9 protein-coding genes are annotated in these 14,609 nt (G+C 42.4%); 5 read left to right on the top strand and 4 right to left on the bottom strand.

Features of this window, described 5'->3' with window-relative positions; genetic code table 11:
* Positions 1–27: 27 nt before the first annotated feature.
* From PZB74_RS07990 to PZB74_RS07970, 5 genes are all read left to right on the top strand, one after another.
* A complete protein-coding gene (locus PZB74_RS07990) occupies positions 28–1,074 on the top strand; it encodes a bifunctional heptose 7-phosphate kinase/heptose 1-phosphate adenyltransferase (RefSeq protein WP_302241986.1) in 1,047 nt (348 codons plus the stop codon).
* A complete protein-coding gene (locus PZB74_RS07985; RefSeq protein WP_302241985.1) occupies positions 1,071–2,882 on the top strand; it encodes a TrkH family potassium uptake protein in 1,812 nt (603 codons plus the stop codon). The genes PZB74_RS07990 and PZB74_RS07985 overlap by 4 nt, the downstream gene beginning before the upstream one ends.
* A gap of 319 nt (positions 2,883–3,201) precedes the next feature.
* The gene (locus tag PZB74_RS07980) at positions 3,202–4,371 is read left to right on the top strand and encodes an efflux RND transporter periplasmic adaptor subunit (protein ID WP_302241984.1); all 1,170 of its coding nucleotides are present in this window, start codon (positions 3,202–3,204) and stop codon (positions 4,369–4,371) included.
* A 477-nt stretch (positions 4,372–4,848) separates the two neighbouring features.
* Positions 4,849–8,022 carry an efflux RND transporter permease subunit gene (locus PZB74_RS07975; protein WP_302241983.1) on the top strand — a complete coding sequence of 1,058 codons (3,174 nt, stop codon included), beginning with the start codon at positions 4,849–4,851 and terminating at the stop codon, positions 8,020–8,022.
* A gap of 14 nt (positions 8,023–8,036) precedes the next feature.
* The gene (locus PZB74_RS07970; RefSeq protein WP_302241982.1) at positions 8,037–9,497 is read left to right on the top strand and encodes an efflux transporter outer membrane subunit; all 1,461 of its coding nucleotides are present in this window, start codon (positions 8,037–8,039) and stop codon (positions 9,495–9,497) included.
* A gap of 19 nt (positions 9,498–9,516) precedes the next feature.
* Here PZB74_RS07970 and PZB74_RS07965 read toward each other — a convergent pair whose 3' ends face one another.
* The 4 genes from PZB74_RS07965 to bshC all read right to left on the bottom strand — a co-directional run bounded on the left by PZB74_RS07965 (position 9,517) and on the right by bshC (position 14,535).
* A complete protein-coding gene (locus tag PZB74_RS07965; protein WP_302241980.1) occupies positions 9,517–10,977 on the bottom strand; it encodes a TrkH family potassium uptake protein in 1,461 nt (486 codons plus the stop codon).
* On the bottom strand, positions 10,974–12,314 hold the full coding sequence (trkA, locus tag PZB74_RS07960; RefSeq protein WP_302241979.1) for a Trk system potassium transporter TrkA: 1,341 nt from the start codon (positions 12,312–12,314) through the stop codon (positions 10,974–10,976). Before trkA ends, PZB74_RS07965 begins: the two co-directional genes overlap by 4 nt.
* Before the next feature lie 68 nt (positions 12,315–12,382).
* The gene (locus tag PZB74_RS07955) at positions 12,383–12,970 is read right to left on the bottom strand and encodes a 5-formyltetrahydrofolate cyclo-ligase (protein WP_302241978.1); all 588 of its coding nucleotides are present in this window, start codon (positions 12,968–12,970) and stop codon (positions 12,383–12,385) included.
* A gap of 2 nt (positions 12,971–12,972) precedes the next feature.
* Entirely contained in the window at positions 12,973–14,535 is a 1,563-nt protein-coding gene (gene bshC / locus PZB74_RS07950; protein ID WP_302241977.1) for a bacillithiol biosynthesis cysteine-adding enzyme BshC, read from the bottom strand.
* Between the last annotated feature and the right edge of the window lie 74 nt (positions 14,536–14,609).

Genomic DNA, 14,609 nt, shown 5'->3' with positions numbered 1-14,609 from the left:
GCAGAGGGACTTTTTAGCTTATAGGAGATGGGGAAGACTTTAGACGAAATATTTGAGGCCTTTCGTGACCTGAAAGTATTGATCATAGGTGATGTCATGCTGGATGCCTATATCTGGGGAAAGGTAGAACGTATCTCTCCTGAAGCTCCTGTGCCTATTGTACACGTACGCAAAAGAGAAAAAAGATTAGGAGGTGCGGCAAATGTCGCTCTTAATGTACAGGCCCTGGGTGCTACCCCTCTTCTTTGCGCTGTGATAGGAGATGACCATGCTGCGGGTGACTTCCATAGCTTGCTGGAAGAGCAAAATATATCCGGAGCAGGTATCGTCAAAAGTAAAAACCGCCTTACCACTGTAAAAGAACGTGTAATTGCGGGTTCTCAACAAATGCTCAGGGTAGATTCCGAAGATGATGAATTACTTATAGATGAAGACCGGGAATCACTGCTGAAGGTGATAGAAAAACTACTTCCTCAGGCAGATGTGGTTATCTTCCAGGATTACGATAAAGGCGTACTCAGCGAACCACTGATACAGCAAACTATCGCCCTGGCAAAAAAACATCAGATACCTACTACCGTTGATCCTAAACGCCGCAACTTTTTACACTACAAAGAAGCTACACTTTTTAAGCCCAACCTTAAAGAGCTAAGAGAGGGTATGCAGGTAGAAGGCCTGGCTCTGCACAAAGAAAAACACGAGACCTCGCTCACTACGGAGCAGGCAGTTGCGCAGGCTTCTACCAAACTTAAAGCTCTATTGCAGGTAAATACTACTTTTGTTACCATGTCAGAGAAGGGGGTATACATAGACGCTGCTTATCATGGGCAAGAGGAAAAACACGTCATTCCTGCGCATATTCGCAAAATTGCAGATGTATCAGGAGCTGGCGATACAGTAATTAGTATTGCGGCCCTTTGTCTGGCACTTGAACTTTCTCCAAGGCTGCTTGCCGAACTGGCAAATCTGGGAGGAGGAATAGTATGTGAGTATACTGGGGTAGTTTCAATAGAGTATAAACGCCTTTTAGAAGAAGCGAAAAAAGTGCTAGGCCAAAACACCCTACTTACATGAAGCTAAGCAAAGATATTGTAGTCAAGAGGCTCAATAATTTGCTTTACGACAGCCGACCTGCTATTCTGCGCACTACCCATGTGATCAATGCAGTAAATACTATACTGGGCTTATGCCTCCTATTATACAATTATGGGTTTAGCATCAGTCTGGAAGAAAAACACAGCATCTTCATTACCATTAATGTAGTACTTTGGATATTCCTGGGCGTTTTTTTTGTAAAATGGCTCTATGCCTTCAAACGCATAGTGTTTATCAAAGAACGGCCGATTGAAGCCTCTTTGATGGCCTTACTGCTTAGCCGCCAGGTTGCCTCACTTTTTTCCAGTACAGAGTTACACCTTTACCAGTGGGTAGGCATGGTGGATGAGCCCGCTTTTGCAGAATACTTTACCAGCGTGCTGCTCAGCCTGATTTTAATACTTGAAGTTTCTAAAGCCAGTAGCCTGATCAGTAATATTAAGGTGCGGCCGGGAGCGGCTTTTGTCATCAGCTTTGTTATTTTGATAGCTGTAGGCACAATCCTGCTGATGTTTCCTGCCATGACTACCCAGCCTGGTAGCATGCGCTTAATAGACGCCTTTTTTACCGCAGTAAGTGCCAGCTGTGTTACTGGCCTTATTGTGGTTGATACTGCTACTTTCTTTACCATGAAAGGGCAGTTGGTTATTCTGGTACTCATACAACTGGGAGGGTTAGGAATTTTGTCTTTTGCCTCCTTCTTTGCGTCTTTCTTAAGTGGAGGGGCCAGTTTTCGTCAAAAAACATTGGTGCCTGATTATTTAGATACCGAAACCTTATCTTCCTCGGGCAGTCTACTACGCCAGATTATCTTCATCACTTTTTTTATAGAGTTTGGCACCTTTGTCTTATTGTATCTTAGCTGGAATATTCCCTTTGATAGTGTAGGAGAAAAAATTTTCTTCTCTGCCTTTCATGCTGTATCTGCCTTCTGTAATGCTGGCTTTAGCATCTTTACCAACGGATTGTACGAAGATGTTGTACGGAACAACTACATACTGCACGTTATTCTCGCCATTTCACTAATACTGGGAGCTATAGGCTTTGCCCCAATTAAAGATATATTCTCGCCCAGCCGCCTGCGGGACCGACTGGAACACCCCTGGAAAGACTGGCAACTCGGGACTAAAATTGCAGTTAATGTCTCAGTAATACTGATATTGGTAGGGATGGGCCTTTTTTACTGGATAGAGAGAGATAATGTACTGGCAGACTCAAACATGACTGAAGCCATGATTACCAGCTTTTTTCAGTCGGCGACTACTCGTACTGCGGGCTTTAATACGGTAGATATCTCTAAGCTGATGAGCCCTACCCTTATCATGATGATGATTCTTATGTTTATTGGAGGAGCCTCCGCCTCAACGGCTGGAGGTATCAAAACATCTACCTTTTACCTGATTGTGATGTCTGTAGTAGCTACCACTAGGGGCAGGTCGCGAATTCATATCAGTAACCGCTATATCCCTACAGAAATTCTATATAAATCACTTTCTATTTTCTTTTACGGCATTGCTATCAACGCCATTATTGTACTCCTGCTGAGCATTACAGAAGAAGGTATAGAATTAATTTCTCTGGTTTTTGAACAGGTATCAGCTTTTGGCACTGTTGGTTTGAGTACAGGGATTACAGCAGAGCTTAGTACGGCAGGCAAGTTGTTGATCATTATATCTATGTTTTTAGGTAGGGTAGGCACGCTCACTTTTGCCGTTGCGCTAAGTACTCGTTCTCGTGCTTCCAGTGAAAACTATAGGTATCCTACTGCCAACCTAATGGTAGGGTAAATGTGCTACTATTGATTATAGTACAGAAAAATATTTTTATCGCCAAAAACTGACTTTGTCATCTTTATTTTATGCACTTTAACTGTAGAATCTACTAATTGTGGTTAGCCCCAAGTGCAGAACTTTTCTACAATCTGTAATTAAATTACCCAAACATTCTACACCTATCATTGGTTTTACCGATAAGTCATCCCAACCATAATTAACAAATTATTGAAAAACAGGGGTTTATGAGTGCAGACTGACGCACTGTTCTTATTGTAGAACAGTTATTGACCTTTGAACGGAAAAAAAACCAACCTTATACAAACGGATGAAAATGAGAAACAGTCTTTACCCGTATAAAAATATTTATTTCTTCGCTATTTCCGCTTTTTTGCTGCTTTCTCTAGTGAGTTGTCAGGAAACTGAACCAAAAGATGAAGGCCTTCCCCTTCCTGTTATGACCTTGCAGGAAGAAAAAGCGGCTAAGTCATTTCAATATCTAGGCTCTATAGAAGGTGTAGAAAATGTCGGAATCCGACCTCAGGTAGATGGTATACTTGAGGAAATTTATGTAGATGAAGGAGACTATGTAGAGAAAGGTCAGCCTTTATTTAAAATTAACAGCCAGCCTTACGAAGAAGACCTAAAGAATGCTATCGCTAATGTAAAGGTTGAACAGGCCAAACTCAGGAAAGCAAAAACTGAAATTGACCGAATTCAACCTCTTATAGATAATGAAGTAATTTCAGAGGTAAGAATGGAGACTGCTAAAGCTGATTACGAAGTAGCACAGTCTTCACTGGATCGTGCACAGGCCATGGCCGCAAATATGCGTATCAATCTGGAGTTTACGACCATCCGCGCTCCTGTAAGCGGATTTATCGGTAGAATTCCTAAATCTATTGGTAACCTGGTTAAAAAGACTGATGATCAGCCTCTAACCACCCTTTCTAATATTGAGGATGTATATGTTTATTTTTCTATGAGTGAGTCAGACTATCTGTATTATGAGCGGATGAAGGGCGACTCTACTTCTAAAAAGATGAACAATGAGGTAAAACTTGTACTATCTGATGGCTCAGAGTACGAAAGAGCAGGTAACATAGATGCCAATTCAGGACAAATTGACAAGTCTACGGGCTCTATCAACTTAAGAGCAAAATTTGACAACCCTGATACGCTTTTAAGATCCGGAAGCACCGGCAAAATTATTATGGAACAGATTTACCCTAATGCGATACTTATTCCTCAGGGGGCTACTACATCTATTCAGGACAAAAGGTTTGTCTTTAAGTTTCAGGAAGAGGATAGCACTGTAGTAAGAAGAGAAATACAGATAGAGGGGCGTAGTGGAAAACAATACATTGTGAGTGGCGAAACCCTGAACCCTGATGATAAAATCGTAGTATCCGGCATTAATAAACTGGCAAATGGCGTTAAAGTGAAGCCTATACAGCCCGGTCAATTGTTAATGAACAACACCGCTACTACCAGCATACAGTAAGCTGATAGTAGCAGATTTAGAGAGAGACAGTTTGTATTTTTTATAAAATTGCCTGTAAAGCTTGTGTCTAATGCCTTACAATGCATAGGAAAAGGCTTGGCAGGCATATACCATATTTTTTAGCATTGCCTCTTTAGTCATGATTTTTACATTTCTAGCCAATTACCGAAAACTGAGCCTTGATCGTTTCAGGCCTGCTTCTCTTAAAGGCAACAGTACAGTTACACTGTTTCCTTCTTTTTCAATCACAACTTTTTTCATTTCTATTCTCCCGCTTTATCTACCGAAGTTCCGATGTCAATCTGCTCATGGCTACCCTGCATATGAGTCAGTTTGTGGCAGACTTCCCTCAAAAGCTGCTAAGCAGCCAATAAGGGTATAGTAATACCATACCCTGAATTTTACTTAAGATCTATCCGGAGAATAGATTCATTCTATCACTACGCATCTAATATTTTGAATAAGCAGTAAGATACTATGTTAAAAAAAATAATAGACCGGCCAGTACTCACCCTAGTTATCTCTATAGTTCTGGTGCTGGCAGGAGCCGCCAGTATATTTCAGCTACCGGTAGAACGATTTCCTGAAATTGCCCCACCCAGTGTTAGTGTGGAGGTGTATTATCCGGGAGGTAATGCCGAAACTGTGGCCAAATCGGTGCTGTTGCCCATAGAGGAAGCCATTAACGGTACTGAAAATATGACCTATGCCCGTTCTACCGCTACAAACTCTGGTAAAGGTAGAGTATCGGTATACTTTGAACCGGGTACCGATCCCGATCTGGCAGCAGTAGATATCCAGAACCGTATCTCTACGGTAGTCCAGCAAATTCCCCCGGAAGTTGTAGAGTCGGGAATTACCGTAATGAAGAGGATGAAGGGTACTCTGATGACTATTAACATCTTTGCCGAAGAAGAGAACTCACCTTACAACGAGACTTTTCTGAATGCCTACACCCGTATGAACGTAAGGAGAGAGCTTAAACGCGTTGAAGGACTAGCCGAGGCAGCCATTCTACGCTCGCGAGACTACGCCATGCGTATCTGGCTAAACCCCGAAAGGCTAGCCCTATATGGACTTACGCCGCGCGATGTATACCAACAAATACAGGATCAGAGTTTTGAAGCCGCACCGGGTAAGTTTGGTGAGAACTCTGACGAAGTATTTGAAATTCCCCTGAAACACACAGGTAGATTTAGCGAACCGGAAGAGTATGAAAATATAGTGATCAAATCTGAGCAGGACGGCTTACAACTGCACCTGCGAGATGTAGCACGTATAGAGTTTGGTGCTTCTAACTATACCAGTCAGAACCGCCTGGATGGCCGCCCTTCGGTAACTATTGATATTGTGCAGCAAAGTGGAGCCAATGCGGTAGAAATTGATAAAAGTGTACGTGAGATTCTGGAAGAACAGGCAAAGATTTTTCCTGAGGGTATAGATTATGAGATCACCTACAGTGTAAGAGACCAGATTGACGAGTCTATGGGTCACGTAAAACAAACCCTGATAGAGGCCTTTATTCTTGTGTTTTTGGTTGTATTCATCTTCCTGCAAGATTTTAAAGCCACCTTTATTACGGCTATTACCATTCCTATCTCATTGGTTGGTACCTTCTTCTTCCTTTCCCTGGTAGGGGTTTCTATGAACGTACTTAGCATGTTCTCTATCGTACTTTCTATCGGTATAGTAGTAGATAACGCCATTGTGGTGGTAGAGGCCATTTTTGAGAAGATGCAGCACTACAGCATGACTGCCCGAGAAGCAGTTACTTCTGCCTTAACAGAAATTACCGGAGCTATTGTGTCTATTACTATGGTAATTGCGGCAGTGTTCCTTCCGGTGGGCTTTCTGCAAGGTCCGGTAGGTGTTTTCTATCAGGAGTTCGCATATACCATTATCATTGCTGTAATCATTTCAGCCATCATTGCCCTTACTTTAGGCCCGGTGTTATTTATTCTCCTATATAAAAACCTGGATGAGAAAGCGAAGAAAAACCGGGTAATGGAGAAACTGGAGCAGTCTAAAAAGGTACGCAAGGTAAAAGAGGTAGGTACTCTGGGCTTACGTAAATTTGACAGACTCTTTGATACGTTTACAAAAAAATATGTATCCCTTGCTCGTAAGGCTATTAAGTTCAAATGGGTAAGCCTGGCAGGGCTTGTGGGAGTAGTGCTACTAACTGCCTTTTTAGCTAATCGTACACCTCAGGCATTTATTCCTACTGAAGATGACAACTTCCTGATTTTCACACTTACGCTACCCGAGGGAGCTTCGCTTCACCGTACCAATCAGGCTTTGGTGGAGGCAGACTCTATCCTCCAGTTAGAGCCAGCGGTAGAGAGCGTAAATACAGTCTCTGGATACAACGTAGTGAGCGGTTCAGAAAGCCCATCTTCAGGTCTGGGCTATGTTATCTTAAAAGAAATAGGCGAACGCGGCGATATAGAGGACATCAATGAGCTTATCAAACACCTGATGAGCAAGCTATCTGTAATTAGTGATGCTCAGGGAATTAACATGTACCCACGCCCCACAGTACAAGGATTTGGCGATTTTGATGGGGTGCAGATTATGCTTCAGGACCTCTCTGATGGTGACCTAAGTGAGTTTGGTGTATTAGTTAATGAGTTTATTGCAGAGCTTAATCAGCAAGAGGAGATTAGTAATGCTTTTACCTCTTACAATACTAATTTTCCCCAGTACCGATTAAATATTGACTATAAAAAAGCTAAAGCTTTAGGGGTAAGTGTTAAGGATATGATGTTTACGGTACAGTCTAATTTCGGGCGTACCCGGGTGGGCGATTTTAACAGGTTTACCCGCCAGTACGGAGTATTTATGCAGTCCGATATCTCATACCGCGAAACCCCGGAAGCCTTTAACGCCATCTTTGTCAAAAACAATGAGAATGAGATGGTTCCTCTAAACACTATTGTACAACTGGAAGAAACTTTTGGTCCGGAGACCGTAACCCGCTATAATTTGTACAATGCGGCCAGAATTAACATTACACCTGCCGAGGGCTATAGTACCGGAGATGTAATGGATAGAATTGAACAGCTGAGCGACCAAACCCTGCCAGCCAGCCTTAATTTTGAATGGACAGGGATGAGTTTGGAAGAGAAGAAATCAGGTTCAGATTCTATTATTGTATTCATCATTAGTATAGTGTTGGTATACTTTATTCTGGCGGCCCAGTATGAGAGCTTCTGGCTGCCTATGGCCGTAATGCTTTCCCTGCCTACTGGTATTTTAGGTGTCTTTGCTTTTATTAATCTTGCAGGTATAGACAACAATATATATGTGCAGGTAGGTATTATTATGCTAATTGGTCTGCTTGCCAAAAACGCCATTCTAATTGTAGAATTTGCCGCCCAGAAAAGGGAGGCAGGTGCCGATATACTGGACGCAGTACTAGATGCCAGTGCACTACGCCTGAGAGCTATCGTTATGACTTCCCTGGCTTTTACCGCTGGTTTAGTCCCCCTGATGTTTTCTGAAGGCTCTTCCGCTATAGGTAACAGATCCGTGAGTATCGGCACCGCGGGAGGTATGCTCTCCGGCGTATTTCTGGGTATTCTTATCATACCCGTACTAACCTATCTGTTTATTCAATTAAGTGAGCGGTTCAACATTAAAACTACCTAAGTAAGTTGATATTTATGGAGTGTATAAAACAATTTGCCACAATAAGTATAATTTTAATTACGGCCATCAGCTGCAAGGTGGGAGATAACTACCAAAGGCCTCAGTTCGATAAAATTGATAGCTATTATGGAATATCTCAGTTGGATACTACCTCTTTGGCTAACCAGACTACGCTTGCTGATGTAAACTGGAGAGATTATTTTGAGGACTCTACACTGATAGCGCTGATTGATACGGCACTTATCAATAATATTGAACTGCTGAAAGGGGCCAAACAAATTGAGATAGGGTCTCAAAACCTTGAGCTTTCCAAAGCAAATTTTTATCCCAGCCTTGGTATTTCGCCTTTTGAGTACAATAGAGAGTATTATTCCGAAAATTACAACAACTATGGCTCAAACCGGGCCAGACGTAATCACGGAGAAAACCCTCCCAAAACACTATATACCGAAAGGCTGGCATATTCTACAACCATCTTTGCCAGCTGGGAGATTGACCTGTGGGGCAAGTTACGCTGGCAAAAAGAAGCGGCCCAGGCATCGTTTATGCAAAGCGAAGAGTTTCAGAAAGCGGTACAGACAGCTATAGTTGCTGAAATTGCCTCTACTTATTATAACATGCTCATGATCAATTCTCAGATTGCAGTGGCCGAACGAAATCTGGAGCTGGGCAGAAACACACTGGATATAGTTAAATTACAGTTTGAAGCAGACGAAACGACATCTCTGGCTATACAACAGACAGAGTCACAAATACTGAGAGCAGAATCATTAATACCGCAGCTTGAAAGAGAGTACACCCTGCTGGAAAATCGACTAAACCAGCTCTTGGGTCGCTACCCGCAACCTATAGATATTGAACAGAATTTGGAAGATGTAACTTTTGATGATCGCTATGTAGTTGGCGTTCCTCTGGAGCTAATTAACAACCGACCGGATATAGCTGCTGCAGAATACCAGCTAATTGCCAGCAATGCCCGGGTAGGCGTTACTCAGGCGATGAAGTACCCCTCTATCATGCTCAATGCCAGTACTGGCTTAAACTCTTTTGTTTTTGATAGCTTTCTGGATCCTATGGGTTCTGGCTTCGCGCTAATTAATGGGGCTATTTTTCAGCCTCTTTTTCAAAACAGAAGGTTAAAAACAAACCATTCCATTGCTGTATCAGAGCGTCAGTTAGCTGAGTTGGATTTTAAGGATAATATTATACTGGCGGTACGCGAGGTTTCCGATGCACTGGTCACGATAGAAAAGCTAAGGGAAGAATACAGCATTGCCCAGAAAAGGATAGTGGTGAGTAGTAAAGGTGTTCGCGATGCCTCACTCTTATTCCAGAGTGGCTTTGCTAATTACCTAGAAGTAATTAATGCTCAGGAAGATGCGCTACAAAGTGAGCTTGATCTGGCTAACCTTAAAAGACAGATTATTCTGGCTAATATAGAGCTATACCGTAGCCTGGGAGGGGGATGGAAATAAGGGCATTCCCTGTTTCCTCTTATACGTTTCTGTTCCAGAAGTAGGGAGTAAAAAGGATAAGTACTGTAAAAAGCTCCAGCCTCCCCAATAACATTAGAAAGGAAAGCACCCATTTAGCAGCTGCGGGCAGGTGGGCAAAATTGTCTACCGGCCCTACTGTACCAAACCCAGGGCCTATATTGCCTAAAGATGTGGCTACTGCCCCTACAGAGGTCATAAAGTCTACGCCTATGAGAGCCAGCACAACGGATCCAATCGCAAAAATGGTGATATAAATAATAAAGAAGGCCAGTACGTTAAAAGTAATATCCTGAGTTATCGCCTTACCATTGAGCCTTACAGGAATAATGGCAGAGGGGTGAACCTGACGTTTCATTTCCAGAATACTATTTTTGATCAGTACAATATGACGTACTATTTTGACGCCCCCTGCGGTAGAGCCTGCCGAAGCACCAATAAACATAAGTAAAAAGAATATCACTGTGAGCAAGGGTGCCCAGGCAGTGTAATCTGCGGTAATAAAGCCAGTAGTACTGATTACTGAAATTACCTGAAAAGCCGCATCTCGAAAAGATTTTTCTAGACTGGCATCACTCACTATAAAGATGGCCAGAGTACTAATAAGAATGATGATGCCTACCGAGAAGAGATAATACCGAAACTCCTCATTTTGCCAAACTTTGTTAAAGGCACCTTTAAAAGCGAAATAAGTGAGGGAAAAACTGGTACCCGCCAAAAACATAAATACAATGATGACATACTGTAGGTAAGGAGAATCATAATAGGCGATACTGGCATTTTTAGGGGAGAAACCTCCGGTGGCCATAGTAGTCAGACCATGATTGATTGCCTCATAAAAGCTCATGCCTCCCAGCATAAGTAGTATTGTTTCTAAAGCAGTAAGGCCAATATACAGTATCCATAGTCTTTTGGCAGTATCACGAATCCGAGGCTTAAGTTTGTCAGGTGTGACACCCGGCGCCTCGGCCACAAAAAGCTGCATTCCACCAATTCCTAATATTGGTAAAATAGCTACTGCCAGCACGATAATTCCCATACCACCAATCCACTGCGTAAGGCTACGCCAAAAAAGAATATCTTTAGAAACTGCTTCAATATCGGTTAGGATGGTAGCCCCTGTAGTAGTAAAGCCCGAGATAGACTCAAAAAAGGCATCGGGGTAAGAGGGAATAGTACCACTAAAAATATAGGGTAGAGAGCCGAAAAATGACATAAGCACCCAACCTAAGGTAACTACCAGATAGCCGTCTTTGCTTCTTAGCTCTTTGTTTTCCTGCTTGCGAGTGGCCCACCAGGTGAGGATGCCCGTTAAAAAAGAAACCCCAGCAGAAGCTAAAATGGCTTTCCAGCTTGACTGCTCATAAAAGAAAGATACCAGGAGAGAGAGCAGCATAAAGCCCCCATTGAACATTAGTAATACACCTAGAATGTTGAAGAGGACTTTCCAGTTGAATTTCATTTAAAGAATTTTTCTACTTCCGACAAGCTTTCTCTTTTGCTTAATATTACGACTCTATCATTTGGCTCAAACTGAAAGTTACCCATTGCTACCTGACCTTTGCCCCTTCTTACCACTCCTCCGATCACCGCGTCTTTAGGAAACTCAAGATCTTTGAGCTGCTTATTTGCGATTCTGCAATTATTGTTGACTTCATACTCCAGAATTTCAGCTTCTACGCCATGTATACCGGTAATTGACACAACATCACCCTTACGAATATAGCGGAAGATAAAGTTTGCTGCTATCAGCTTCTTGTTGATCATTGTATCCACTCCTATATTCTGGCTCAGGTGGATATAGTCTATATTTTCTACCAGGGCAATGGTTTTTTTAACGCCCTTATCTTTAGCGACCAGGCAGCTAATAATATTAGTCTCAGAATCTCCGGTAAGAGCCAGAAATGCATCCATATTAGCCAGCCCTTCTTCTTCCAGAATCTCCACATCCCTACCATCTCCGTTGATAATCAGTGATTTAGGAAGCTGATCTGCCAGATCAAAGCATTTATCCCTGTCTCGTTCAATCAGCTTTACATTATAGTTGGTACTTAGCTTGCGTGCGGTGTGGTAGGCGGCCTTACTACCTCCCAGTATCATAATGTTTTTGATCTCTATTTTTTTCTTACCGGTTAGGTCAAGCACGCGATCTATTCCATTAGGCTCAGCGATAAAGTACACATGATCATTAGGCTCAATGCGGGTATCTCCCCTAGGAATAATGGTACGCCCATCTCTTAAAATAGCAACTGTTACAAAGCTATTATACGGGTTGAGGCGCGATGTCTCAGCTAGCGAATGGTTAATTAGCGGGCTATCACGGTCTATGGTAATTCCGATGAGGGAAAGCAACCCCTGATCAAACTCAAAAGTATCAGTTACTGCGGCAATCCTGAGTAGGCGGCGTATTTCTCGTGCGGCTAGTGATTCTGGCGAAATTAGCTCATCAATACCTACCTTGCGTAAGTCCAGCGTTTCTTTACTCATAAGGTATTCCTCGTTAGAAATACGAGCCACCGTACGCTTTACCCCTAGTTGTTTGGCAATAAAAGAAGTTGCGAGGTTTACCTCTTCAGACTCCGTAACAGCAATCAAAAGGTCAGCCTCACCTACATTGGCATCTTTAAGTACTTTAAAAGAAGTAGAGCTACCTTTAATTGTAGAAACATCCAGTTGGCTCCCCAACTGACGTAACCTTTCCTGATTGAGGTCGATTACTACAATATCCTGATTTTCGTAGGCCAACAATTTAGCCAAGTGTTTACCTACATCTCCTGCACCCGCAATGATAATTTTCATATTACCCCTTCATTCTATTGCTGAAATTTTGCACAAATATATAACAGTTTGTGCATTACTGTTGATAATTAGCACTGAGAATGCTTAAAATCCCAAAGCTTGTTCGGACTGACAGCATGGGTAAGCCCAATATCGTGCGGGTAAATGTCTTTAATCTTTTCAATGGGTTCAAAAAGGGAAAGACCTACCTTAAGAGTATTGGGTAAGCACTTGCTTAAAAACAAATCGTAATAGCCTTTGCCATAACCTACACGTTGCCCCTGCAAATCAAAAGCCAGCAGTGGAACCAGCACCAGCGCTATCTCTTCTTCTGTTACTCTAACCAGAGATTCACCTTCTGGTTCAGGTATACCCCATACATTTTCCGGACAGGCAGTTCCTTCTTCCAGTATAAAATGCTCCATACTATTCTGCTGCAAATCGGTACGAGATACTACCACGCCTATATTTTCGGACTGTAACTCTCTGATTAGCGGCCAGGTATTTACTTCTCTGTTTTTATGAATGGGAAGAAAACAATGTACTGTACGAGGTTTTAGTTCCTTTAGCCAGGGCATCAGGTGCTTATATATCTGTTGGTTAGCTAATTGGTAAGCCTCCTTACTTAACAGCCTTCGCTGCTTACGAAAATGCTTGCGGGCCTCTGCTTTAGTCACAGCTACTCTGCTTCATATAAAACATAAAAGCGATAATCCATAGGGTCAAAATGTGCTAAGACCTCATCTAGAAAAGCAGGATTATTAATATAAAAGTTCAAAAAGTTCTCTTTGCGCTCCTGTAAACTTCCGCCCGGGAAGAGCTTGTCTTTCAGGCTTTCCAGCTGCCTTACGTGGGTTTCCTGATTGCGTTCTTCAGATTTTTTTAGGCGTTTCTCTATACCGCTAAGTATTTTAAGGGTATTGTTTTCTTCCTTTCCAATGTATCCATCCAGGCTTTTATCTATTTCCATCGCCTTAGCCCTGATGGTTTCAAATACCGAGGAAATGGCTTTCTGTTCATCTGCCAAAGAAAGACTCGCTTCCGCATTCTCCTCTACAAACTTTTTTACCAGGCTTTGCGTGTCCAGAAACAGATCTTTGGTTTGTATAGGCACTTTCTGTAGTTTACGCCCATTACTTTTGCTAATAACTAAGCCAAAATTACGGGGCATAAGTATAGGAAAGCTCAGCTGATAGTGGTCAAAAACAGGCTTTAGCTGTAGCCAGTAAGCCAACTCTGATGGTCCGCCTATATAAGCGAGGTTGGGGAGTATGCTTTCCTGATAAAGGGGGCGAAGTATAACGTTGGGGCTAAATCTTTCGGGATGGGCTTCCAGTTCTTCCAGCAGTGAGCTTTCAGAGAAGTGATGATCGGTGTTGAGGGCTACGTATTTGTCATCTATTTTTTCTATTCTCTCTCTCAGATCTTCTCTTAAATAAAAGAGATTAATCTCGCGGGGGAAAACCTGAGTTTTATAGCCAATTTTTTCCAGTTCTTTAGAGCAGCTTTCTACCAGGCTTTTGGCGGTGTGTGTTTTCAGGTCGTCTTCCATTATAGAGCGAAATGGGGCTTTCAGCTCAGGATGATCAGCATCTATTACAATAAGTCCCTGCTCACCAAACAAATCGTTAACGTAACATCGTACGGCATCCGCTAGTTTTTTATGCTGCTTGTAGGCTTTCTCAAAAGCATCTACATGGCCTGGCAGCTCTTCTAGCAGAGCCTGAAGCCCTTCGGTATTAAAGCGCCCCACAGCTCCCTTTTGCTCCGTCTTCCATTGGTAATCTTTACCAAAGAGGTGAAAGTGGTTAATCTCCTCAAAATCATGATCTTCAGAAGCCATCCAATACACTGGCACAAAATGGTAATCCGGATAAGCCTCATTCAACTGCTTACAACTGTTAATTACCGTTACAATCTTATAAATAAAATACAGAGGGCCGGTAAAAATATTGAGCTGATGCCCGGTAGTAAGGGTAAAAGTATTAGACTCGCCTAGCCTTTCTATGTTTTGGGTTACTGCTGAGGGTTGGGCTACGCTGGTATACTGCTTCTGCAATACAGACCGCAGGCGCTCACGGTTGGCCTGTGGAAATTTTTTTTCCTGTAGCTGGGCTTCAAAACTTTTCAGCTCCGGTCTGCGATGATAGAATTTTTGTAGAGTGTCTTTGTTATCAAGATAGTCCAGAAAAATAGGAGAGAAGTTGCCGGTTTCAGAAAAATTAAGCTTTTCTATGTTCATAGTTTTGCAGAATATACTAGCTAACAGGAATTAATAGTGTAATGATAAAAAATGTTTGACCATTTACAACCCTT

Source organism: Porifericola rhodea (assembly GCF_030506305.1).
GTDB classification, from domain to species: Bacteria; Bacteroidota; Bacteroidia; order Cytophagales; family Cyclobacteriaceae; genus Catalinimonas; species Catalinimonas rhodea.
This window is presented reverse-complemented; position numbering and strand designations above follow the sequence as displayed.

Excerpts from the sequence above, each read along its gene's own strand:
- PZB74_RS07990 (WP_302241986.1), top strand. The coding sequence starts at position 28 with ATGGGGAAGACTTTAGACGAAATATTTGAGGCCTTTCGTGACCTGAAA.
- PZB74_RS07985 (WP_302241985.1), top strand. The coding sequence starts at position 1,071 with ATGAAGCTAAGCAAAGATATTGTAGTCAAGAGGCTCAATAATTTGCTT.
- PZB74_RS07980 (WP_302241984.1), top strand. The coding sequence starts at position 3,202 with ATGAGAAACAGTCTTTACCCGTATAAAAATATTTATTTCTTCGCTATT.
- PZB74_RS07975 (WP_302241983.1), top strand. The coding sequence starts at position 4,849 with ATGTTAAAAAAAATAATAGACCGGCCAGTACTCACCCTAGTTATCTCT.
- PZB74_RS07970 (WP_302241982.1), top strand. The coding sequence starts at position 8,037 with ATGGAGTGTATAAAACAATTTGCCACAATAAGTATAATTTTAATTACG.
- PZB74_RS07965 (WP_302241980.1), bottom strand. The coding sequence starts at position 10,977 with ATGAAATTCAACTGGAAAGTCCTCTTCAACATTCTAGGTGTATTACTA.
- trkA (WP_302241979.1), bottom strand. The coding sequence starts at position 12,314 with ATGAAAATTATCATTGCGGGTGCAGGAGATGTAGGTAAACACTTGGCT.
- bshC (WP_302241977.1), bottom strand. The coding sequence starts at position 14,535 with ATGAACATAGAAAAGCTTAATTTTTCTGAAACCGGCAACTTCTCTCCT.